This is a genomic window from Marisediminitalea alba, assembly GCF_002993365.1.
Taxonomy (GTDB): domain Bacteria; phylum Pseudomonadota; class Gammaproteobacteria; order Enterobacterales; family Alteromonadaceae; genus Alteromonas; species Alteromonas alba.
Map to the genome: position 1 here is coordinate 1 of NZ_PVNP01000013.1, position 18,969 is coordinate 18,969.

The 18,969-nt window shown below is 50.6% G+C and carries 20 protein-coding genes and 1 pseudogene; 15 read left to right on the plus strand and 6 right to left on the minus strand.

Annotation, left to right across the window (positions count from 1 at the left end; all coding sequences use genetic code 11):
• Nucleotides 1-211 (plus strand): annotated as a pseudogene (locus tag C6Y40_RS01500) (IS1595 family transposase); the annotation flags it as partial.
• A gap of 297 nt (nucleotides 212-508) precedes the next feature.
• Here the strand turns inward: C6Y40_RS01500 and C6Y40_RS01505 are convergent.
• Nucleotides 509-943 carry a hypothetical protein gene (locus tag C6Y40_RS01505; RefSeq protein WP_105933004.1) on the minus strand — a complete coding sequence of 145 codons (435 nt, stop codon included), beginning with the start codon at nucleotides 941-943 and terminating at the stop codon, nucleotides 509-511.
• A gap of 155 nt (nucleotides 944-1,098) precedes the next feature.
• On the opposite strand from C6Y40_RS01505, the gene lexA reads away from it, so the two are divergent.
• The 5 genes from lexA to C6Y40_RS01530 all read left to right on the plus strand — a co-directional run bounded on the left by lexA (nucleotide 1,099) and on the right by C6Y40_RS01530 (nucleotide 6,379).
• Entirely contained in the window at nucleotides 1,099-1,722 is a 624-nt protein-coding gene (gene lexA, locus C6Y40_RS01510; protein WP_105933005.1) for a transcriptional repressor LexA, read from the plus strand.
• A 437-nt stretch (nucleotides 1,723-2,159) separates the two neighbouring features.
• The gene (gene coxB / locus C6Y40_RS01515; RefSeq protein WP_240621823.1) at nucleotides 2,160-3,272 is read left to right on the plus strand and encodes a cytochrome c oxidase subunit II; all 1,113 of its coding nucleotides are present in this window, start codon (nucleotides 2,160-2,162) and stop codon (nucleotides 3,270-3,272) included.
• Nucleotides 3,273-3,281: 9 nt separating this feature from the next.
• On the plus strand, nucleotides 3,282-4,898 hold the full coding sequence (gene ctaD / locus C6Y40_RS01520) for a cytochrome c oxidase subunit I (RefSeq protein WP_105933006.1): 1,617 nt from the start codon (nucleotides 3,282-3,284) through the stop codon (nucleotides 4,896-4,898).
• A 10-nt stretch (nucleotides 4,899-4,908) separates the two neighbouring features.
• Entirely contained in the window at nucleotides 4,909-5,484 is a 576-nt protein-coding gene (locus C6Y40_RS01525; RefSeq protein WP_105933007.1) for a cytochrome c oxidase assembly protein, read from the plus strand.
• 16 nt (nucleotides 5,485-5,500) lie between these two features.
• A complete protein-coding gene (locus C6Y40_RS01530) occupies nucleotides 5,501-6,379 on the plus strand; it encodes a cytochrome c oxidase subunit 3 (protein WP_105933008.1) in 879 nt (292 codons plus the stop codon).
• A 2-nt stretch (nucleotides 6,380-6,381) separates the two neighbouring features.
• On the opposite strand, the gene C6Y40_RS01535 is transcribed toward C6Y40_RS01530, so the two are convergent.
• Nucleotides 6,382-6,591 (minus strand): DUF2909 domain-containing protein, encoded by a 210-nt coding sequence (locus C6Y40_RS01535; RefSeq protein WP_105933009.1) that lies wholly within the window; start codon nucleotides 6,589-6,591, stop codon nucleotides 6,382-6,384.
• Here C6Y40_RS01535 and C6Y40_RS01540 point away from each other — a divergent pair.
• Genes C6Y40_RS01540 through C6Y40_RS01565 form a run of 6 tightly spaced genes read left to right on the plus strand, consistent with a single transcriptional unit; the run spans nucleotide 6,590 to nucleotide 11,092 of the window.
• Entirely contained in the window at nucleotides 6,590-7,333 is a 744-nt protein-coding gene (locus C6Y40_RS01540; protein WP_170308385.1) for an SURF1 family protein, read from the plus strand. The genes C6Y40_RS01535 and C6Y40_RS01540 overlap by 2 nt on opposite strands.
• A 1-nt stretch (nucleotide 7,334) precedes the next feature.
• Nucleotides 7,335-7,907 carry a hypothetical protein gene (locus tag C6Y40_RS01545; RefSeq protein ID WP_105933011.1) on the plus strand — a complete coding sequence of 191 codons (573 nt, stop codon included), beginning with the start codon at nucleotides 7,335-7,337 and terminating at the stop codon, nucleotides 7,905-7,907.
• 9 nt (nucleotides 7,908-7,916) lie between these two features.
• Nucleotides 7,917-8,894 (plus strand): COX15/CtaA family protein, encoded by a 978-nt coding sequence (locus tag C6Y40_RS01550; protein ID WP_105933012.1) that lies wholly within the window; start codon nucleotides 7,917-7,919, stop codon nucleotides 8,892-8,894.
• Between the two features lie 9 nt (nucleotides 8,895-8,903).
• Nucleotides 8,904-9,839 carry a heme o synthase gene (gene cyoE, locus C6Y40_RS01555; RefSeq protein ID WP_105933013.1) on the plus strand — a complete coding sequence of 312 codons (936 nt, stop codon included), beginning with the start codon at nucleotides 8,904-8,906 and terminating at the stop codon, nucleotides 9,837-9,839.
• Complete coding sequence (locus C6Y40_RS01560; RefSeq protein WP_105933014.1) at nucleotides 9,836-10,483, plus strand: SCO family protein; 648 nt, start codon at nucleotides 9,836-9,838, stop codon at nucleotides 10,481-10,483. Before cyoE ends, C6Y40_RS01560 begins: the two co-directional genes overlap by 4 nt.
• Entirely contained in the window at nucleotides 10,484-11,092 is a 609-nt protein-coding gene (locus tag C6Y40_RS01565) for a GNAT family N-acetyltransferase (RefSeq protein WP_105933015.1), read from the plus strand.
• 56 nt (nucleotides 11,093-11,148) lie between these two features.
• On the opposite strand, the gene C6Y40_RS01570 is transcribed toward C6Y40_RS01565, so the two are convergent.
• Nucleotides 11,149-12,237 carry a polysaccharide deacetylase family protein gene (locus tag C6Y40_RS01570; RefSeq protein WP_105933016.1) on the minus strand — a complete coding sequence of 363 codons (1,089 nt, stop codon included), beginning with the start codon at nucleotides 12,235-12,237 and terminating at the stop codon, nucleotides 11,149-11,151.
• 111 nt (nucleotides 12,238-12,348) lie between these two features.
• Between C6Y40_RS01570 and C6Y40_RS01575 the strand changes: the two genes are divergently transcribed.
• Complete coding sequence (locus C6Y40_RS01575; RefSeq protein WP_105933157.1) at nucleotides 12,349-13,611, plus strand: MATE family efflux transporter; 1,263 nt, start codon at nucleotides 12,349-12,351, stop codon at nucleotides 13,609-13,611.
• A 2-nt stretch (nucleotides 13,612-13,613) separates the two neighbouring features.
• On the opposite strand, the gene C6Y40_RS01580 is transcribed toward C6Y40_RS01575, so the two are convergent.
• Nucleotides 13,614-13,829 (minus strand): hypothetical protein, encoded by a 216-nt coding sequence (locus C6Y40_RS01580; protein ID WP_105933017.1) that lies wholly within the window; start codon nucleotides 13,827-13,829, stop codon nucleotides 13,614-13,616.
• A 23-nt stretch (nucleotides 13,830-13,852) separates the two neighbouring features.
• Entirely contained in the window at nucleotides 13,853-14,431 is a 579-nt protein-coding gene (gene nfuA / locus C6Y40_RS01585) for a Fe-S biogenesis protein NfuA (RefSeq protein ID WP_105933018.1), read from the minus strand.
• A gap of 241 nt (nucleotides 14,432-14,672) precedes the next feature.
• Between nfuA and C6Y40_RS01590 the strand changes: the two genes are divergently transcribed.
• The gene (locus C6Y40_RS01590) at nucleotides 14,673-17,174 is read left to right on the plus strand and encodes a M14 family metallopeptidase (RefSeq protein WP_240621815.1); all 2,502 of its coding nucleotides are present in this window, start codon (nucleotides 14,673-14,675) and stop codon (nucleotides 17,172-17,174) included.
• Here C6Y40_RS01590 and C6Y40_RS01595 read toward each other — a convergent pair.
• On the minus strand, nucleotides 17,171-17,938 hold the full coding sequence (locus C6Y40_RS01595) for a ComF family protein (RefSeq protein ID WP_146129469.1): 768 nt from the start codon (nucleotides 17,936-17,938) through the stop codon (nucleotides 17,171-17,173). The genes C6Y40_RS01590 and C6Y40_RS01595 overlap by 4 nt on opposite strands.
• Nucleotides 17,939-17,974: 36 nt before the next feature.
• Between C6Y40_RS01595 and bioH the strand changes: the two genes are divergently transcribed.
• The gene (gene bioH / locus C6Y40_RS01600) at nucleotides 17,975-18,790 is read left to right on the plus strand and encodes a pimeloyl-ACP methyl ester esterase BioH (protein ID WP_105933021.1); all 816 of its coding nucleotides are present in this window, start codon (nucleotides 17,975-17,977) and stop codon (nucleotides 18,788-18,790) included.
• The last annotated feature ends 179 nt before the right edge of the window (nucleotides 18,791-18,969 follow it).

Below are 18,969 nucleotides of genomic sequence, written 5' to 3' on the forward strand. Positions count from 1 at the left end.
GGCGGGAGGTGTTAAGGTGATAGATAAAGTCTTTCATATTCAGAATGTTAACGCCTATCACAGCCGTCTGAAAGCGTGGATGAAACGGTTTCACGGAGTAGCCACAAAATACTTGGAACACTACCTGGGTTGGTTCAGGTTTATGGATAATCCAGAAAACCTTAACGAAAACAGGCTCTTTTCGATTCAACAACAGTTAATCCGAACATAGCCTTTGAAAAAGATAAAATTGCGGAAAGGCAGAGTTGGCAGAAAACTAGTTAGCAGGCTATTCCTGATAGCGTTTTACGATACAGGAATAGCCGGTTTTCTTATGAGTAGGGTTTGCGGCTATCGGTTTAGTTGCGAAAGGCAGTCAATTACTTTGTCTTCAGTGGCCTTGAAGCGCTCTTCATAAGGAGGCAGTGCGTCATCACCCTTTGCCTCCTCATTCATGATTTTATTACGAATATATTCGAATCAGTGCTGTGATGGTGTATTGAGAGCTTCGCCGTTATCCCTTTGCGATTTATCTGCTGGTGTTCTTAGCATCAGATTTATGGGCTTCAGATATCTCTTTATATTCTCCTTTGACCCTGATTTTTCTATTCTCACTAAGGGCAACCAGGAAAACTAATCCAGCACGTACTTGTGCCTTCTCTATACTCAGATAGGTAAGTGTATTTTGACTCATCAGGTAGATTTCAGTCAGCGTTTTCTTTTCGTCATTGATAATTAACTTATACGGATAATTAAACGTGCGCCAAAGCTCGAAAATACAATACATGACAATTATCGGCGTGCCATAAAGGCCAAGTTCATACTTAGCTAGCGTTTCTGGGTCGATGCTTGCTGGATCCCTAACAACATATTGGTATAACCAGAGTCCTATAAGAAATATGACAATATAAATTCGAGCTAAAACATTATTTCTCTTAAAAATACTTTCACGATGGCTGGACACAATCGCAATATCCTTTTTGATTATTTCATCCTGTTATCGGCTGAATAAATCGTACTATGGATTAGTTGAGCCTTAAATTGGATCCAGCAAAAATCGTTGTGTTTTAAGTTTTAGTCGTTATACTGCTAACAACTGTATGGAATAACAGGCTGTTTATGCGTCCACTAACCCCCCGACAACAAGAAGTACTCGATCTGATCAAATCCACTATGCTGGATACTGGTATGCCGCCCACGCGTGCTGAGATTGCCCGTCAGTTAGGCTTTCGCTCTGCTAATGCTGCAGAAGAGCATTTAAAGGCGTTGGCGAAAAAAGGCGTGATTGAAATACTTCCGGGTACTTCGCGGGGGATTAAGCTTAATATTCCGCTGGATGACGAAGTGGAAGAAGAAGGCTTACCGCTGATTGGCCGGGTTGCGGCTGGCGAGCCGATTCTGGCTCAGGAACATGTGGAAATGCACTATAAAGTGGATCCGGCGTTATTCCATCCAAAAGCCGATTTCCTGCTGCGTGTAAACGGTATGAGTATGAAAGACATAGGCATACTGGACGGCGATTTGTTAGCAGTGCACCGCACCAGCGATGTCCACAATGGACAGGTAGTGGTGGCCCGTGTAGATGAAGACGTTACCGTAAAGCGCTTGGAAAAGCGCGGGCGTGAAGTACTGCTGCATGCAGAAAATGAAGAATTCTCACCCATTAAGGTCGACCTGGCTAATCAGCCGTTTAATATCGAAGGTATCGCTGTAGGCGTTATCCGTAATGCCGACTGGATGTAAGCACCCCAGGCATTATTTTTTAAATCTATGAATTTGAAAACCGGCATTCGCCGGTTTTCTTGCGTTTAGGGTTTTATTTTCTTTAAGCCACGCTTTCCCGGTACTTTTTGCCTGTTCAGGTCTACTTATTAAGTTAGTAAAAGCTCACTAACAAAATTCACGCCGATTACCCTCCTCGCACAAAAAATAACCATTTATCCGAATTTTAGACAAAAATAGCTGGACGTTATAGTCACAATGAGTAATTCTTATACAGTGCTTAACAATAAAATAACAAAGTAAGCACAAAATATTAAAAAGGCAGTTCAAATAACAACCAATACAGACCAGTCAGGCTTTTTCGCATTGGGGCGTTTCGCGAGTGGCTACCGGTCTAACGGAGGTGTCGAGTGAAACAACTCGGGATATGTGTACTGAAAGCCTGGACAGCACTCGTTCTGTTGGTAGCTGGCGCGACAGCGGTAGCAGCAGGAAGCGGCGAAGTGTCGGCACTAAATCTGCGGCGTGGCGCGACAGAGATCAGTGGCCAGGTTTACGATCTACACATGCTGATGTTCTCCATTTGTGTGGGGATCGCAGTAGTAGTGTTTGGGATCATGTTTGTTTCTATGTATTTGCATCGCAAATCACGGGGTGCAAAACCAGCTAACTTTCACGAGAGTGTGAAAGTCGAAATAGCCTGGACCGTTTTACCCTTCTTAATTCTTATCTTTATGGCTGTACCAGCCGCCAAAACACTGCTTGCAATGGAAGATACTACCGAACCGGATATGACCGTTCTGGTAACCGGTTCGCAGTGGAAATGGCATTACAAGTATATGGATCGCGACGTGGAGTTTTATTCACTGCTGGCGACTCAGCGTGAACAAATCGATAACCGTTACGCCAAGGGCGAAAACTATCTGCTGGAAGTCGACCGCCCGTTGGTGATCCCAACCGGCCAGAAAGTACGCTTCCTGATCACCTCTGACGATGTGATCCACTCATGGTGGGTGCCTGATTTCGCAGTGAAGAAAGATGCTAACCCGGGTTTCATCAATGAAGCCTGGACACGGGTTGATGAGCCGGGGATTTATCGGGGTCAGTGCGCTGAACTGTGCGGTAAAGACCATGGGTTCATGCCGGTAGTGGTGATTGCCAAAGAGCCGGCTGCTTATGAAGCCTGGGTCAGTGAGCAGGAGTCCATTCGTCAGCAAGCCCGCGAGGAAGAACAGCGCTTACTGGCGATGAATATGTCGATGGAAGAGCTGATGACCGAGGGCGAGCGCGTGTACAACGCTACCTGCGCAGCCTGCCACATGCCTAACGGCGAAGGTTTACCGGGCGTATTCCCAGCCCTGAAAGGCAGCCCCATGGCACTTAACGACATGCAAGGGCATATCGACATTGTATTAAACGGTAAAACCGGCACCGCCATGCAGGCGTTTGGCAAAATGCTGAGCCTTAAAGAACTGGCTGCGGTGATTACCTATGAGCGTAACGCCTGGGGCAATAACACCGGTGATATGGTGCAGGCCAAAGATGTTAACGCTGTGGCCAGCGGGGAATAGGAGCAGAACATGAGCAAAGCAACTGAGATTATCAGCCCCGCCCACGGGGACGCAGGTGCCCACGATGACCATCATGAGCATCATATTCCCAAAGGCTTAATGCGCTGGGTACTGACTACCAACCATAAAGACATCGGCACACTGTACCTGTGGTTTGCCTTCATTATGTTTTTAGTGGGCGGCGCCATGGCTATGGTGATCCGGGCCGAACTGTTTCAGCCCGGGTTACAAATTGTAGAACCTAATTTCTTTAACCAGATGACCACCGTGCATGGTCTTATCATGGTGTTCGGGGCAGTTATGCCGGCCTTTACCGGTTTGGCTAACTGGCTGATCCCCATGATGATCGGTGCGCCGGATATGGCGTTGCCGCGGATGAACAACTGGAGTTTCTGGATCCTGCCGTTCGCCTTTACTATTTTACTGGCCTCACTGTTTGTTGAGGGCGGTGGCCCGGCTTTTGGCTGGACGTTCTACGCACCGCTGTCTACTACCTATAGTGGCGACAGTACGGCATTGTTCGTGTTCTCGGTGCACATCATGGGTATCTCATCCATTATGGGCGCGATAAACGTGATTGTGACCATCTTTAACATGCGGGCGCCGGGCATGACCTGGATGAAAATGCCGCTGTTTGTGTGGACCTGGCTGATCACTGCATTCCTGCTGATAGCAGTAATGCCGGTACTGGCAGGCGCGGTGACCATGGTGCTAACCGATAAGTTCTTTGGTACCAGCTTCTTTGATGCTGCCGGTGGTGGCGATCCGGTGATGTTCCAGCATATCTTCTGGTTCTTCGGTCACCCCGAAGTGTACATCATGATTTTACCGGCCTTCGGTATTATATCGCAGATTATCCCTACCTTTGCCCGTAAGCGCTTGTTTGGTTACGCCTCCATGGTATATGCCACGGCTTCTATTGCGCTGTTGAGCTTTATTGTGTGGGCTCACCATATGTTTACTACGGGGATGCCGGTGGCGGCAGAGATGTTCTTTATGTTTGCCACCATGCTGATATCGGTACCAACCGGGGTGAAAGTATTTAACTGGGTAGCCACCATGTGGCGTGGGTCCATGACCTTCGAAATCCCAATGATGTTTGCTATTGCCTTTATTGTGTTGTTCACCATTGGCGGTTTGTCGGGCCTGATGCTGGCGATTACGCCGGTGGATTTCCAGTACCATGATACCTACTTTGTGGTGGCACACTTCCACTATGTGCTGGTAACCGGCGCGGTGTTCTCGATTATGGCCGCGGTGTATTACTGGATCCCCAAGTGGACCGGCCGCATGTTCGATATCACCCTGGCTAAATGGCATTTCTGGTGCTCGCTGATTTCCGTAAACGTGCTGTTTTTCCCTATGCACTTTGTAGGGCTGGCGGGTATGCCGCGGCGGATCCCGGACTATGCATTGCAGTTTGCTGACTTTAACAAGTGGATTAGCCTGGGCGGTTTTGCCTTTGGTCTCTCGCAGCTCATTTTCCTGGCGGTGATGATTAAAGCCTGTCGTAAACAGGGTGAGCCGGTGTCTGATCAGGTGTGGGACGGTGCGGAAGGTCTGGAGTGGGAAATCCCCTCACCGGCGCCTTATCACACTTTCGAAACGCCACCGGTTGTGAAGTAAGGGCACAACCATGGCCAATTCCAATTCGGCACTGGTAACCAAATTACTGCTGATTGTAGTGGGTATGTTCGGCTTTGGTTTTGCTTTGGTCCCGTTGTATGACGTGTTTTGCGACATCACCGGTATCAACGGCAAAACCAACGAAACCGCCGCGGTTTACTACGACGGGCAGGTGGATGAGTCGCGCACCATTACGGTGGAGTTTATTACCCGCACTCATACCGGCATGCCGTGGGAATTCAGAGCGCAAACCAAAAAGGTAAAAGTGCATCCTGGCGAAATGAATATGGTGGAATTTTATGTGCGTAACCCGGCTAACAAGTCGATGGTTGCGCAGGCCATTCCATCGGTTACACCGGGTCAGGCGGCGTTGTATCTAAACAAAACAGAATGCTTTTGTTTTAACAGTCAGCCACTGGCAGCCGGTGGCGAGTCGCTTATGCCCATGCGGTTTTATGTGGATCCGCAACTGCCCGAAGACATTCACTTTTTTACCGTGCAATACACCCTTTTTGACGTCACCGGTAATGGTACCGATGACAAACAACTTAATAACCCTTTCCTGACTTCATTTAGCGATAACTGAGTCTAAGGAGAAAGTAATGCAACAAGAGTATCAGAAATACTATGTTCCGGCGCAGAGCTACTGGCCTATCGTGGGTGCCATTGCACTGTTTTTAATTGCGGTAGGGGCCGGTAACTTTGTTATAGAAGCCACTCGCGGCGAGAGCGGCTGGGGCGATAACGTACTGGGCGCTGGCATCGTTATGTTACTGGTGATGCTGTTTGGCTGGTTTAAGGATCAGATTAACGAGTCCATGAGCGGCTTGTACAGCGACCAGCTGGGCCGTTCTTACCGACAGGGAATGAGCTGGTTTATTTTCTCTGAAGTGATGTTTTTTGCGGCTTTCTTTGGCGCGCTGTTTTATGCCCGCATGATAGCGGTGCCATGGCTTGGCGGTTCGTCGAACAACGCCATGACCAACGAAGTGTTGTGGCCAGGTTTTCAGGCAATGTGGCCGCTGGTGGAAACTCCGGGAGGCATTAATACTACGCCAATGAGCTGGGCGGGCCTGCCCACCATCAACACCATTATTCTGCTCATTTCCTCGGTTACCCTGCACTTTGCACATGTTGGGCTGGAGCAGAACAAACGTAAGCAGCTTACCACCATGCTGGGTGCCACCATTTTGCTGGGCTGCGTGTTTTTGTTCTTGCAGGTAGAAGAATATATTCATGCCTATCAGGAGCTGGGGCTTACCCTGCAATCCGGCGTGTATGGCAATACCTTCTTCCTGTTAACCGGCTTTCACGGTATGCACGTTACCCTGGGTACCATCATTCTAATGGTGTTATTCCTGCGCGTAATTAAAGGCCATTTCACCCCCGACAATCACTTTGCCTTCCAGGCAGGCAGCTGGTACTGGCACTTCGTCGACGTAGTGTGGGTAATGTTGTTTGTGTTTGTTTACGTGTTGTAAGGCTAATAAGGACTCGGATTGGGCGTGATCAGCCCGGTGGCCATGGCTATCAGGATGATCACCACAATCAGGGCCGACGTCATGACCCGCCGGCCAATATATTTACTCATCGGGGCTTTACCTGAGTTGTTACCCAGCATCACTTTCATCGCTAAAAACAGGTTAATGATCATAAAAATCAGTAAACCAACAATAATCACTTTAATGACCATGAGTAAAACTCCTCAGTACTCCGTGGCGAATGGTTCCGGGCCCAGGAAATGGCCGGTACTGGCAAGCTGCCTAACGCTGATGGCGGTTGTCATTATGGTGTTTTTGGGTATCTGGCAGCTTGATCGCATGGAGCAAAAACAACAGCGTCTCGACAGCATAGCGCAAAAATACACCACTGCGCCAATGCATCCCTTCGACGTCGCCGATCAATGGCAGGATGTGCGTGATGTACCGGTACAGTTTCGTGGAGAGTTGCAGGCAACACAGCTGATTTTTCTTGATAACCAGATCACCAATGGTGCCAACGGTTATGACGTGCTGGCGCCGGTGATTACCCGCGGTCGTCCGCTATTGGTAAACCTCGGCTGGGTGGCGGCCTCTGCTTCCCGGGCTGAGTTACCAACCATTGAGCTTCCTAAGGGGCAGGTGGAAATCAAAGGGGTAATAACCCAGCCCGGGCTTAATCCACTCATTAAAGAAACCCAGCAACAGTTCAACGCTTTTCCGCTGCGGGTGCAGCAAATAGATATTCCTCTGTTTAATCAGCAATGGGCATCGCAACTGCCAGACATGGTGGTTGAGCGGTTGTCGTCGCAACCTCAGATGAGCCGGTTTGTCACTAACTGGCAACCGGTTGTGATGTCGCCGCAAAAACACCTCGGCTATGCCATTCAATGGTTTGGGCTGGCCATTGCTGCAGTAGTTATTTTCATTATCGTGCTCATCAGGAGAACCCAATAATATGGCGACCGCAATTAATCCTCAGGCTAAACCCAAACGCTCGCTGCTGATTTTAATGGCGGCATTTATTATTCCGGTGGTGTTGGCCAAGCTGGCTCTCGACTTTAGCTGGTTTGAGCAAGGCGCTACCAATAAGGGTGAGCTGCTGCAACCGGTAGAAAACCTTCAGCCACTGCTTAGCGAGCAAACACCAAAGTGGCGGGTAATGTATATCGTCCCGGCGCACTGTGGTAACGAATGTGAAAATGCGATTTACGCCATTCAGCAAGTCTGGCTGGCACTGGGCAAAGAGTCTGACCGGGCTCAGCCAGCGGTATTTTTAACCGCAACCAGCGACAGCAAAGCCATGAATATTCTGCATGATTACGAACATATCAATGCGGTTACGCTTAACCAGTCGCAAATGCAGCAGTTGGAAGCCAGCCAGGTCAACGAGCATATTTTTCTGGTCGATACTCAGGGCAATGCGATGTTGCGTTATCCCCTTTATCAGCTTCGTCAGGATGCCGTAATGGGCAGCCGCGACGTACTGTCTGATCTGCGTAAATTACTTAAACTGTCACGTATTGGTTGAGGCGACACTATGCGGAAGTTGGTTGGTTTTAGTATTCTCCTGGCCGTCGTAGTGATTGTGCTGGGTGCCTACACCCGTTTAACCGATGCAGGCTTAGGCTGTCCGGATTGGCCGGGCTGTTACGGACACCTTACGGTGCCAGAATCTGATATGCATATTGAGGCGGCTAATGCCGCTTATCCTGAGCGGCCGGTAGAAACCCACAAAGCCTGGAACGAGATGATCCACCGCTATTTTGCCGGCACCCTGGGACTGTGTATTTTAGCTATTGCCGTGTGGGCGGTGAGCAAGCGATCTGCTGAGGTCCCCATAAAACTGCCGCTGATTTTGCTGGCGCTGGTGTCTTTTCAGGCCCTGCTCGGTATGTGGACAGTCACTTTAAACCTGCTGCCGGTGGTGGTGATGGGCCACCTGTTGGGTGGTTTTAGTGTGCTGACCTGCCTGTTCTTACTCTACTTACGCTTATCCCGCTACCGGATTGGCTTTGTGGATATGCGGATTAAACGCTATGCCACGTTTGCCGCGCTGGGCATTGTGGTGCTGGTGGGTCAAATCGCCCTGGGCGGTTGGACCTCAGCCAACTATGCTGCGCTGGCCTGTACCGAATTTCCGGTTTGCGAAGGTGACTGGCTAAGCCGCCTGGATATGGCCGGCGCGTACAGTGTGCCCGAGGCCGTCAATTACGAATATGGCGCTCACGATTACGCCGAACGCATGACTATGCATATTGTTCATCGTTTGGGCGCGGTGATTACTTTTCTGTATCTGGGGTGGTTGGCTATCAGCCTGTATCGTCGCTCCGCTTCTCAGCATCTGCGCAACGCGTCGGTGGTATTAGGTCTGGTGTTGCTGGCTCAGGTTGGTCTGGGTATCAGCAATGTGGTGTTTAGCCTACCGCTGCAGGTTGCCGTTTTACACAATGCCGTAGCGGCATGTTTATTACTGGTGCTCGTTCTTATTACTTACACACTGTATCGAAAAGTGTAGGAGATCCTCATGGCTAAATCGCAACCGATTAATGCACCGCTGTCAGCCTCCAAAAGCCGCCCGTTAAGCGGCTGGCGGGCAAACTGGCGTTATTATTACGAAATGACCAAGCCCCGGGTGGTGATGCTATTACTACTTACCGCCCTGGTGGGGATGTGTCTGGCCACGCCAGGCTGGGTACCCGCCGATCGCTTAATTGCCGGGTTACTGGGCATTGGTCTGCTGGCCAGTGCGGCAGCCGTACTCAACCATATTGTGGACCATAAAATAGACAGCCAGATGGCGCGCACCTTTAATCGTCCGGTGGTGAAAGGCAAGGTAAGTATTCAACAGGCGCTGATATTTTCGTTTGTGCTGGCGGTAGTGGGTTATGCGTTGCTTGAAATCTGGGTTAACCGCCTAACTGCCATGCTCACATTAGCCAGCCTCGTAGGCTATGCCGTGGTTTACACCATGTTTCTAAAACGTGCCACACCACAAAATATTGTGATTGGTGGTTTAGCCGGTGCCGCGCCGCCATTACTTGGCTGGACGGCTGTTACTGGTGAAGTGCATGCCTACGCATTACTGTTGGTGCTGATTGTATTTACCTGGACACCACCGCATTTCTGGGCGCTGGCTATCCATCGCGAGAAAGACTACGCCAAAGCCAAAGTGCCTATGCTACCGGTGACTCACGGCATTGCTTTTACCAAAACCTGCGTACTGCTGTACACCATTTTACTGTGTTTAGTGTGCCTGCTGCCTTACCTGATTGGTAAAGCGCACCTTATTTATCTGGTCGGTTCATCGCTGCTTAACGCCGGTTTTCTATATTATGCGTTAAAGCTCAAGTATGCGGCCGATGAGCAAACTGCCATGACCACCTTTAGATACTCGATTGTCCATCTGATGGTATTATTTGTTGTATTGTTGGTTGATCACTATGTTCCGATGGCTTTATGAATCAAAAATTGTTGTTAACCCTGGTAGCTGCGCTGGCCCTGGTGGCTGGCGTGGTTTTGGCGTGGTGGTTCACTGCGCAAAATACCGACAACGAACACCCTCAGTATCTGCAAACCTTTCCTGAGCCTCGCCAGCTGGCTGAGGTCACGCTGGTCAATCAACAGGGCGAAACGGTCACTAACGAAGTGTTTAAAGGGCATTGGAGCCTGCTGTTCTTAGGCTATACCTTTTGTCCTGATGTGTGTCCTACTACTATGGCGGCATTAGGAAAAATTTATCCAGAACTAAAAAATATTTCCACCGACTCACCGATTCAGGTAGTGTTTGTCTCCGTGGATCCAAAGCGGGATACACCTGAAAGGCTCGCCTCTTATGTTGAGTACTTCAACCCGGAGTTTGTTGCTGTAACGGGTGAGCATAAAATGTTGTTCCCGTTTGCGAGATCGCTGGGGCTGATGTATGCCATTGCTGAAAGTACAGATAACCCCAATTATCTTGTTGATCACAGTGCTTCTGTTGTTGTGGTCGATCCGAATGGTTTAGCCATCGGAAGGTTTAAGCCTGAGTATAATCCTGGTGAACTTGCAGTAAGTGACAGTGTTCAAATACTTACTGATATGCCTGTTATTACCAAAGAACAATAAATGCCATGTTGTAGTGTTATCCGAAATGCCAAAAAGGATGATGGTAGTATAGCTGTTCCCCTGCTGTTTAACGCTGGTAAGCACTTGCTTACTGAGGTCTTTGGCCAAGGTGACCAACAAGCCACCCTGGACTACCTGTTATCAGCCTGGAAGAAAGGTGGTGGACAGTACGGTTTTGAAAATCATTGGGTTGCCGAGTATAACGGCAAAGTGACCGGCCTGGTTAGTTGCTGGCATGATCGCTTGCCTGAAAACTTCGACAGAGAAACCCTGTCTTCTATCGTTGAACACTTCGGTATCGATGACGCGCTTGATATTGTCATGCGCTCTCAACAATACCTGGCCGTGTTAGAAGCGCCTTTATTTACCGAACTCGGTATTGGCCACCTGGCCGTATCGCCTGACGCTCGTCGACAGGGTACGGGCTCTGCCCTTATCGAGTTTATGGAAGTAAAAGCCCGTGCGATGAAAAAAAATGCGCTTGTTTTAAACTGTGAAATTGCAAATGAAGGCGCGATTGCTTTTTATCAGCGTTTAGGATTTGGTGAACACCGGGTCAACGACCAGTTTGTGCAGATGATCAAAGCGCTGCATATCGAAACGCAATAACCAGTGGGCTATTGCCAGCCGCGATCTACTCGCGTCAGTAGTCGCCGCTGTTTCGCTTAATCCGGATAATGTCCCTTCTCGTTGGCCACGAAAAACGGCATCGAATACCAGTAAAAGCGGCCGCCTGCCGACTCTGATGGCGCAGTACAATTCACCCGTGAACGCCCAATTGGTAACTTTGCATCCAGGGTAAATTTAAACTCACTGGCTGTGTTTGCTACGTCAAGCGTACCGCCCTGATAGTAACAGGCCAGCTGCGATAATCTCACGTCTTTAGCGACAGTCTCGTCCAGAGCAATGGTAACGGTATCATCAAGCTGACGGCTGGCCATTTGCGGATCGGCCAGCGAAGCTCTTGCCACCGGCATCGCCAGGCTCGCCATTTTGGTTTTCAGGGTGCTTAGCCTGGCATAGGGCCCGGCAGCAGGAAAGCGCGGGATCGCCGTCATATCGGTAAATTTACCTAAGGCGCCGGAGTGCTGTCCAAACCCGGTATAACCATGCTCGGCCAGGCGTTTAGCCAGCGTACGATTGTACTCGCCGAAGGGGTAGGCAAGGTACTTGAGTGATTCACCGGTATGTTGCTGAATGATTTTTTCGGCACGGGTGATGTTCTGCCAAACACGCTTAAGCCAGGCCTGTTCATTTTCTCCGGCCTGTTTTGCCAGCAGGTGCAAATGGTCCATGGTGTGATTGGCGAAGGTCACTCCCTGTTTTTGCATTTGCTTAACCTGTTCCCAGCTAAGCTGATTGCCCTGTTTACCAATAACTTCAGGGTTAATAAAAATGGTGTAAGGGAAGTCATGCTTGCGTAGTAACGGGTGACCATTGGTGAGTATATTCTCGTAGCCATCATCAAAGGTAATGGCCAGCGCGTTATCCGGCACGCTGCCCTTGCCTTTCGCGGCTTCAACCAGCTCCTTTAAGGGCACTACCGTATAGTTTTCTGCAATGTAGTCGAGGTGTTGGGCAAACTCTTCGGGGGTTACTGAGGTGCTGCGCGGGGTATCATCCGCTACATGGTGATACAGTAAGATCACGCCGCTGGAATGGGCTGGACCGGCCTCGGCCTGAATTGCCGTGCTGTGCAAAAATAACAGGCTCAGTAACAGCGGGATAAATCGGCGTGTCATGATAAACTGCATGCATTCTCCTTGAAAATTAATACAAAACTCGCAAAGGTTCCGGTGACAACCCTATCCTATCAGTTACGCGGCAGTGCTGCCCACATTCAGTTATTAAAGCTGGCCCTGCCGATGATCCTGGCGAATATCACTACTCCTTTACTTGGACTGGTTGATACGGCGGTAATGGGGCATATGGATTCATCGGCGCAACTCGCCGGCGCATCCATTGGCGCGTTAATTCTTACCCAAATTTACTGGGTGTGCGGTTTTATTCGTATGTCGGCCACCGGTATGAGTGCACAGGCCAGGGGCGAGGGCGACCTCACCGTGATGGCCAGGTCATTTTATCAAACCGCGGTAATTGCCATCACTATTGGCCTGCTTATCTGGTTAACCCAACAGGCTATTTTGCAAGCCGGCTTATGGCTAGCGGCTCCGGCTGCCGATGTGGCGGTTTACAGCCGTGAATACTTTAATATCCGGGTGTGGGGTGCACCGGCTGCTCTGCTCAATCTGGCTTTGATTGGCTGGCTGGTGGGACAGCAAAAAACCACCAGTGTGTTACTGGTGCAGATTGTCGGTAACCTGCTTAATGCCGGCCTCGATATCCTGCTGGTCTGGTGGTGGGACTGGGGCGTAAGCGGTGTGGCGCTGGCCAGCGTAGTCGCCGAATACACCATGATGGTCATGGCGATGCTGATTGCCTTAAAACATATTCAGTGGCAGCCGCCGGCAATGGAGTGGTTTAATAAAACGGCGCGTAAATTTTTGATGAAATTAAACGGTGACATGCTGCTGCGTAATCTGGCATTGCAGGCTTGTCTGGCGTTTTTAACCATTCAGGGCGCCCGTTATGGTCAGACGGCCACCGCCGTAAATGCCATCCTGATGCAGTTCTTTGTGCTGATCGCGCTGGGCCTCGATGGCATTGCTTACGCTGTAGAGGCCACCGTCGGAGAGGCCGCCGGTGCCAGGAGTACCAAAGGGGTGATGCGCCAGACGCAGCGGGGATTATTGTGGTCAGGGCTGTTTGCCGTTGGCTATGCGGTGATATTCTGGTTTTTCGGGCCGCAAATTATTCGCTTACTCACGGATATCGAGTCTTTGCAGCAGGCAGCATATGCCTACCTCGGCATGATGACCGTGTTGCCCTTAGTGGCTCACTGGTGCTTTCTATATGATGGGGTGTTTGTTGGTCTTACTCAGGCCAAAGCCATGCGCGATACCATGATCATCAGCGCATTACTGGTGTATTTTCCGGTCTGGTATGTTACTCAATCTGAGGGTAACCCGGCCTTATGGTGGGCCTTGCTGGCCTTTTTACTTGCCCGGGGAGTAACGCTGGGTGCGGTGTTTTACTGGCGCAGGGATAAACTCGTTGTTAGCACCTGAGTTTACCTGTGCCGGTTAGGATTTATCGACTTTGTGAGGCGCTGCCAGAGCAGGCCAAGATAACCCGACATCGCCCAGCCGAAGCCGCTGAGCAACACTACTAACCCCACATAATAAAGCGGTTCTAACCACCAGGCGCCCGCCACCATAACGCTAAGACCCAAGGCAAAAACGCTGAGGCCCTGAATAAAGCGTTGCCAGTGGCTAAAAGGCAGCATAGCGCCGTGGCCCGGCTGTGAGCTTAGTAGTAAGAGTGCTCACCCGACTGATGCTCTGTGGCATCGCGAACGCCTTTGATTTCGCCGGCGAATTCTTCGAGCATTTGCTTTTCGATACCTTCTTTAAGCGTAACATCAACCATTGAACACCCGTTACATCCGCCGCCAAACTGCAGCACGGCATAACCGTCGTCAGTGATTTCGAGCAGCACAACCTGACCGCCGTGATTGGCCAGTTGCGGGTTAATTTCAGATTCAATCATGTAGTTCAGACGTTCTACTATTGGCGCATCGTCTGCCACTTTACGAGCCTTGGCGTTTGGCGCTTTCAGCGTTAGCTGTGAACCCATCTGATCGGTGACATAATCGATTTCGGCTTCTTCGAGATAAGGCGCGCTCTCTTCGTCAACCACGGCATCAAAGCCGTCGAAGGGTAAACGGGTGTCGGAAGGCTCCACCGCATCGGGTGGACAATAAGAAACACCGCATTCAGCACTTGAGGTCCCCGGATTCACCACGAAAACACGAATATTTGTGCCTTCTTCCTGTTTAGCCAGTAACTTAACAAAGTGTCCCTGGGCCTCTTTTGATATTGAGATCATTGTAGAGTCCTGCATAATCAATAACTATCGCATATGATAACAAATTAACCTGAGTAAAACAGTCAGGTATTGAAAATATATTATGCCGAAGTCACAGGTTTCAAGACCATCAAATAAAACTAATTATGGTGTCCGTAAAATGCTATCAGCGCCAATAACGACAAATTCCACCCCTTTACGCTCATGTCTTGCCAGGCTATATACTGTTCTGATTGTTGCGTTATCGCTTTGCTTCAGCGCTATGGCTACTGCCGGGGGCAAGCCGGCCAGAGCCTACTTACCTGACAATGTTGAGCTTGATCCCGCTATACCCACTCCCGAATCGGTGCTTGGATATAATGTTGGCGACTGGCACGTACGCCATGATTTGCTGGTCACTTATATGCGCAGCCTCGCGGCGGCTTCTGATCGGATAACCCTGGAAGTTACCGGCTATACCCACGAGCAACGCCCGCTGCTGCTGTTAACTATCACGGCACCTCAAAATCGCAGTAAGCTGGAAGACTGGCGTACCGCGCACATGGCTCAGGTTCAGCAAGGTAAGAAAACACCGGCGGATGCGCCACTGTTCTTTTACATGGGCTATAGCGTGCACGGTAATGAGCCTTCCGGTGCTAATGCATCGCTGTTAGTGGCTTATTATCTTGCCGCGGCCCAGGACGAAAGGGTAACCCGTTTACTGCAGGAAAATGTGGTGCTGCTGGACCCTTCCTACAACCCGGATGGGCTATCGCGGTTTGCGCACTGGGCGAATATGCACAAGGGCAAGGTACTCAATGCCGACCCGGCGCATCGGGAGCACCAGGAAGGCTGGCCCAACGGGCGTACCAACCATTATTGGTTTGATCTTAACCGGGACTGGTTGATGATGGTGCATCCTGAGTCTCAGGCGCGTATCAGCAAGTTTCAGCACTGGCGCCCCCACGTGTTAACAGACTTCCACGAAATGGGTACCAATAGTTCTTACTTTTTCCAGCCGGGTGTGCCGAGTCGCAAAAACCCGTTTACGCCGGAAGGTAACGTACGCCTGACCAACGCGCTGGCAGAATACTACGTCAGCGCCTTCGACAGCGAGAAACAACTGTATTTCAGTCAGGAAGGCTTTGATGACTTTTACTATGGTAAAGGCTCATCCTATCCGGATGCCCAGGGCAGTATTGGCGTGTTGTTTGAGCAGGCCAGTAGTCGTGGCCACCTGCAGGATTCTATTAATGGCCCGCTGGCGTTCCCGCAAACTATCCAGAACCAGTTCACCATGTCAGTGGCGGTGTTTGATGGCGCCATGGCAAACAAAGCGGCGCTGCTCGACTATCAGCATAACTTTTACAAAGAAACCGCAGAGCTTGCCAGTCAGGATGACAATGCAGCCTATTTAATTCATGAGCCGCAGGACAGCTGGCGCCTGGAAAAAGCGCGCTGGGTGCTCACCCAGCATAATATCCGTTATCAGCAACCGCGCGAAGATATTGAAGTTAACGACACCGTATATAAAGCAAACAGCACCCTGGTAGTGCCGCTGGCGCAACCACAGTACCGCTTAATCAAGTCGTTATTCTCCACTCAGCAGGATTTTGTGGATAATACTTTTTATGATGTGTCTAACTTCAACCTGCCACTGGCATTTGATTTAACCTTTGCCCCGATGAGCAGCCGTGAGTTGCGCCGGGCCAAATTCACCGACACCAGCCCGTCACCCGCTCCGATAGTGCCGGTTGACAGCGACGCTTATGCCTATGCGTTTGAGTGGCATCACTACAAAACACCGGCATTGTTACAGCAACTGCTAGATAAAGGCGTGGCAGCGCGTATTGCCACCCAGCCTTTTACCGCAGCAACGACTCAGGGCAACCTGTCGCTGGCGGCTGGTACCATCGTGATCCCGCGGGGCGTGCCTCAGCCACAGGCGCTTATTGAGCTGGTTAATGCGGCGGCGGTTGATGCCGGGGTGCAGGTGTTATCCCTCAGCAGCGGCTTCACCACTACTGGTATTGACATTGGTAGCCGCAGTATGGTGCCGGTAAAAGCGCCTAAGGTTCTGCTGGTAGGTGGCGAGGGCGTCAGTCCTTATCAGGCCGGTGAAGTGTGGCATTACCTGGATACACAGGTAGGCATGCCGGTCACCCTGGTGGAACAGCGTCATCTCGATAACGTTTCCCTGCATGATTACACTCACGTTGTATTTGTTGGTGGCCGCTATGACTTACCTGAAGGTGTTGATGAAACGCTAACCGACTGGGTTCGTGCCGGCGGCACCCTGGTAGGCCAGACTTCGGCATTGCGATTATTTGCCCGGCATAACTGGTTGGATATCAAACTGAGTTCAAGGCAGGACGTCGCCGACCTGTTTAGCGACAAGAAACTGACCTTTGCCGATCGTTCCGCACACAATGCGCAGCAACTGGTAGCCGGGGCGGTTTATCAGGCCAGCATCGATACCTCCCACCCGCTGTTTTACGGCTATGACGCGCCGCGGTTAAACCTGTTTAAAACCAGTAATATGATGGTGTTCAGCAATGCCTCGCCAACAGTGGTTCCGGCCCGCTACACTGACTCACCGCTGGTCGCTGGTTTCAGTGCCGACCCGGTGGCAAACGAAATAGCCGGTTCGGTAGCGGTAGTAGCCGAAGCCATGGGACGCGGCCGGGTGATTGGCTTTACCGACGATCCGCAATTTCGCGGGTTCTGGTATGGCACCAATAAGCTGATGAGCAATGCACTGTTTATGGCTGAGGCGATTAATTAAGCCTCGCGGTGACCAAGGATTTGACGACCAGGCAGCAGTAGCGCCTGGTCGGCCTTATTGGGTGTAACAGCCAGTGCCCAAACCACGATTTCCGTGCTCGGCGCTACCTGATGGATGAGCCTGCTCAGAGTGGCGATAGTGGCACCAGTCGTTACCACGTCGTCAATCAGGGCTACCCGGGCGGGAAAGTCGCCGCTTCCCAGCTCATATGCCTGTTTAAGGTTGCGCAGTCGCTCGCGCCTGCCAAGGGATTGCTGACTGCGTTGCCAGCCTCTTCTGTGAGCCCATTTGGGCATCACCGGGATATCCAGGTGCTTTCCAACATAGTCGGCTAACAGCAGGGTCTGATGATACTGTCGCTTAGCGAAACGCCAGGGACTAATCGGTACGGGCAGCAGGCAGTCGGGTAGCTGGCCGGATGAGGCCGCGGAGTATCGCAAGAACCATTGTGCCAATGGCTCCGCCAGCAGCGGATGACCGTATTTAAAGCGGCGAATCAAATGATCCAGCGGCCACTGAAAGTAACTTAGCGCACACATTTGCTGGTAGGGGCCGGGTGTTAGTCCCTGCTTAATGTTGGGCCAATTTAACAGGTTGCCAGCTACCTTCTGATTATTAAAGAACAAGCAGTCTTGTTCGCAAGCCTCGCAAACAGCGGCCTTGCAGTGTTGCTGACATAAATAACATAACCCTGCAGGACGGAATTTCGTCGCGCCTTTGAGACGTTCCACGCATTTCGCTATTGGGGTTTTTAAAATGCTCATGTAAACTTTTGTTACGTTCTGTCAGGAAGTGATTACGTGGGTGACAATAACACTAATACAGCATTAAAAAGCCTGTCTCAGGGATCGGGAAAGACGTTGGTTTTGCTCCATGGCTGGGGCATGAACAGCGCCGTTTTTAGTGAGTTTTTACCGTTTCTGACCGCCGATCTTGAAGTGATCCGCATTTGTCTGCCAGGCTTTGGTCTGAATAGCGACAAACTGCCGGAAGACTACTCACTCGATACCATTACGGCATTGGTTAATGAATCCGTTCCCGAGGACTCTGTGGTAGCAGGTTGGTCGCTGGGTGGTTTAGTAGCGCAACAGCTGGCGCTGTCTTACCCCGATAAGATTGCCGGTTTAATTACCCTGGCCTCTAGTCCCTGCTTTGTCTCCAACGGGTGCTGGAAAGGCATTGAGCCAGAAGTGCTGAACGGTTTTCAGCGCCAGCTGGCGCGAGATTACGAGAAAACCCTGGACCGTTTTTTAGCTATTCAGGCTATGGGTAGTGCATCAGCCAGGCAGGATGTAAAAACTATACGCCAGCAACTGGGCGCTTTGCCCTCACCTGCCGAAGTCGCACTGGCTGCCGGCCTTTCCTTGCTGGAAACAGTGGATCTGCGAAGTATGATTGGGCGGATAAATCAACCTACGCTGCGTTTGTATGGTCGCCTGGATAGCCTGGTTCCTACCAGTAGCATCGACCGTATTCACGAACTGCATCCCGGTGCGGATACCGTGGTAATGCCCCATGCTGCCCATGCGCCGTTTATTTCTCATCCGCAACAGACCGCCGATATCCTGTTGAATTTCATCAATAACCTGACCCGCATTGACCGTTATTACAGCTAGCCTGTGATGCCGTACCGCAAAGTACTGCACCTGAGTGGGGCTGCTTTGCGGTAATTGAATTGCTGACTTGATCAATGCCTCATACGCAAAATCGCCCGCCATGACTGGCTTGTGTAACGATTTAACACCACGCCTGTGCCTAACTCAGACTTTATTTTTTAACCGTTTTGGTTAATAAT

What these genes read in the sequence shown, in the direction of transcription:
- C6Y40_RS01535 (WP_105933009.1), bottom strand. Translation starts at nt 6,591, where the DNA reads ATGGTCATTAAAGTGATTATTGTTGGTTTACTGATTTTTATGATCATT.
- C6Y40_RS01575 (WP_105933157.1), top strand. Translation starts at nt 12,349, where the DNA reads ATGATCCTGGCGAATATCACTACTCCTTTACTTGGACTGGTTGATACG.
- C6Y40_RS01545 (WP_105933011.1), top strand. Translation starts at nt 7,335, where the DNA reads ATGGCGACCGCAATTAATCCTCAGGCTAAACCCAAACGCTCGCTGCTG.
- ctaD (WP_105933006.1), top strand. Translation starts at nt 3,282, where the DNA reads ATGAGCAAAGCAACTGAGATTATCAGCCCCGCCCACGGGGACGCAGGT.
- C6Y40_RS01580 (WP_105933017.1), bottom strand. Translation starts at nt 13,829, where the DNA reads ATGCTGCCTTTTAGCCACTGGCAACGCTTTATTCAGGGCCTCAGCGTT.
- C6Y40_RS01525 (WP_105933007.1), top strand. Translation starts at nt 4,909, where the DNA reads ATGGCCAATTCCAATTCGGCACTGGTAACCAAATTACTGCTGATTGTA.
- C6Y40_RS01590 (WP_240621815.1), top strand. Translation starts at nt 14,673, where the DNA reads ATGGCTACTGCCGGGGGCAAGCCGGCCAGAGCCTACTTACCTGACAAT.
- C6Y40_RS01550 (WP_105933012.1), top strand. Translation starts at nt 7,917, where the DNA reads ATGCGGAAGTTGGTTGGTTTTAGTATTCTCCTGGCCGTCGTAGTGATT.
- C6Y40_RS01560 (WP_105933014.1), top strand. Translation starts at nt 9,836, where the DNA reads ATGAATCAAAAATTGTTGTTAACCCTGGTAGCTGCGCTGGCCCTGGTG.
- C6Y40_RS01540 (WP_170308385.1), top strand. Translation starts at nt 6,590, where the DNA reads ATGAGTAAAACTCCTCAGTACTCCGTGGCGAATGGTTCCGGGCCCAGG.
- cyoE (WP_105933013.1), top strand. Translation starts at nt 8,904, where the DNA reads ATGGCTAAATCGCAACCGATTAATGCACCGCTGTCAGCCTCCAAAAGC.
- lexA (WP_105933005.1), top strand. Translation starts at nt 1,099, where the DNA reads ATGCGTCCACTAACCCCCCGACAACAAGAAGTACTCGATCTGATCAAA.
- nfuA (WP_105933018.1), bottom strand. Translation starts at nt 14,431, where the DNA reads ATGATCTCAATATCAAAAGAGGCCCAGGGACACTTTGTTAAGTTACTG.
- C6Y40_RS01565 (WP_105933015.1), top strand. Translation starts at nt 10,484, where the DNA reads ATGCCATGTTGTAGTGTTATCCGAAATGCCAAAAAGGATGATGGTAGT.
- C6Y40_RS01570 (WP_105933016.1), bottom strand. Translation starts at nt 12,237, where the DNA reads ATGCAGTTTATCATGACACGCCGATTTATCCCGCTGTTACTGAGCCTG.
- C6Y40_RS01530 (WP_105933008.1), top strand. Translation starts at nt 5,501, where the DNA reads ATGCAACAAGAGTATCAGAAATACTATGTTCCGGCGCAGAGCTACTGG.
- C6Y40_RS01595 (WP_146129469.1), bottom strand. Translation starts at nt 17,938, where the DNA reads ATGAGCATTTTAAAAACCCCAATAGCGAAATGCGTGGAACGTCTCAAA.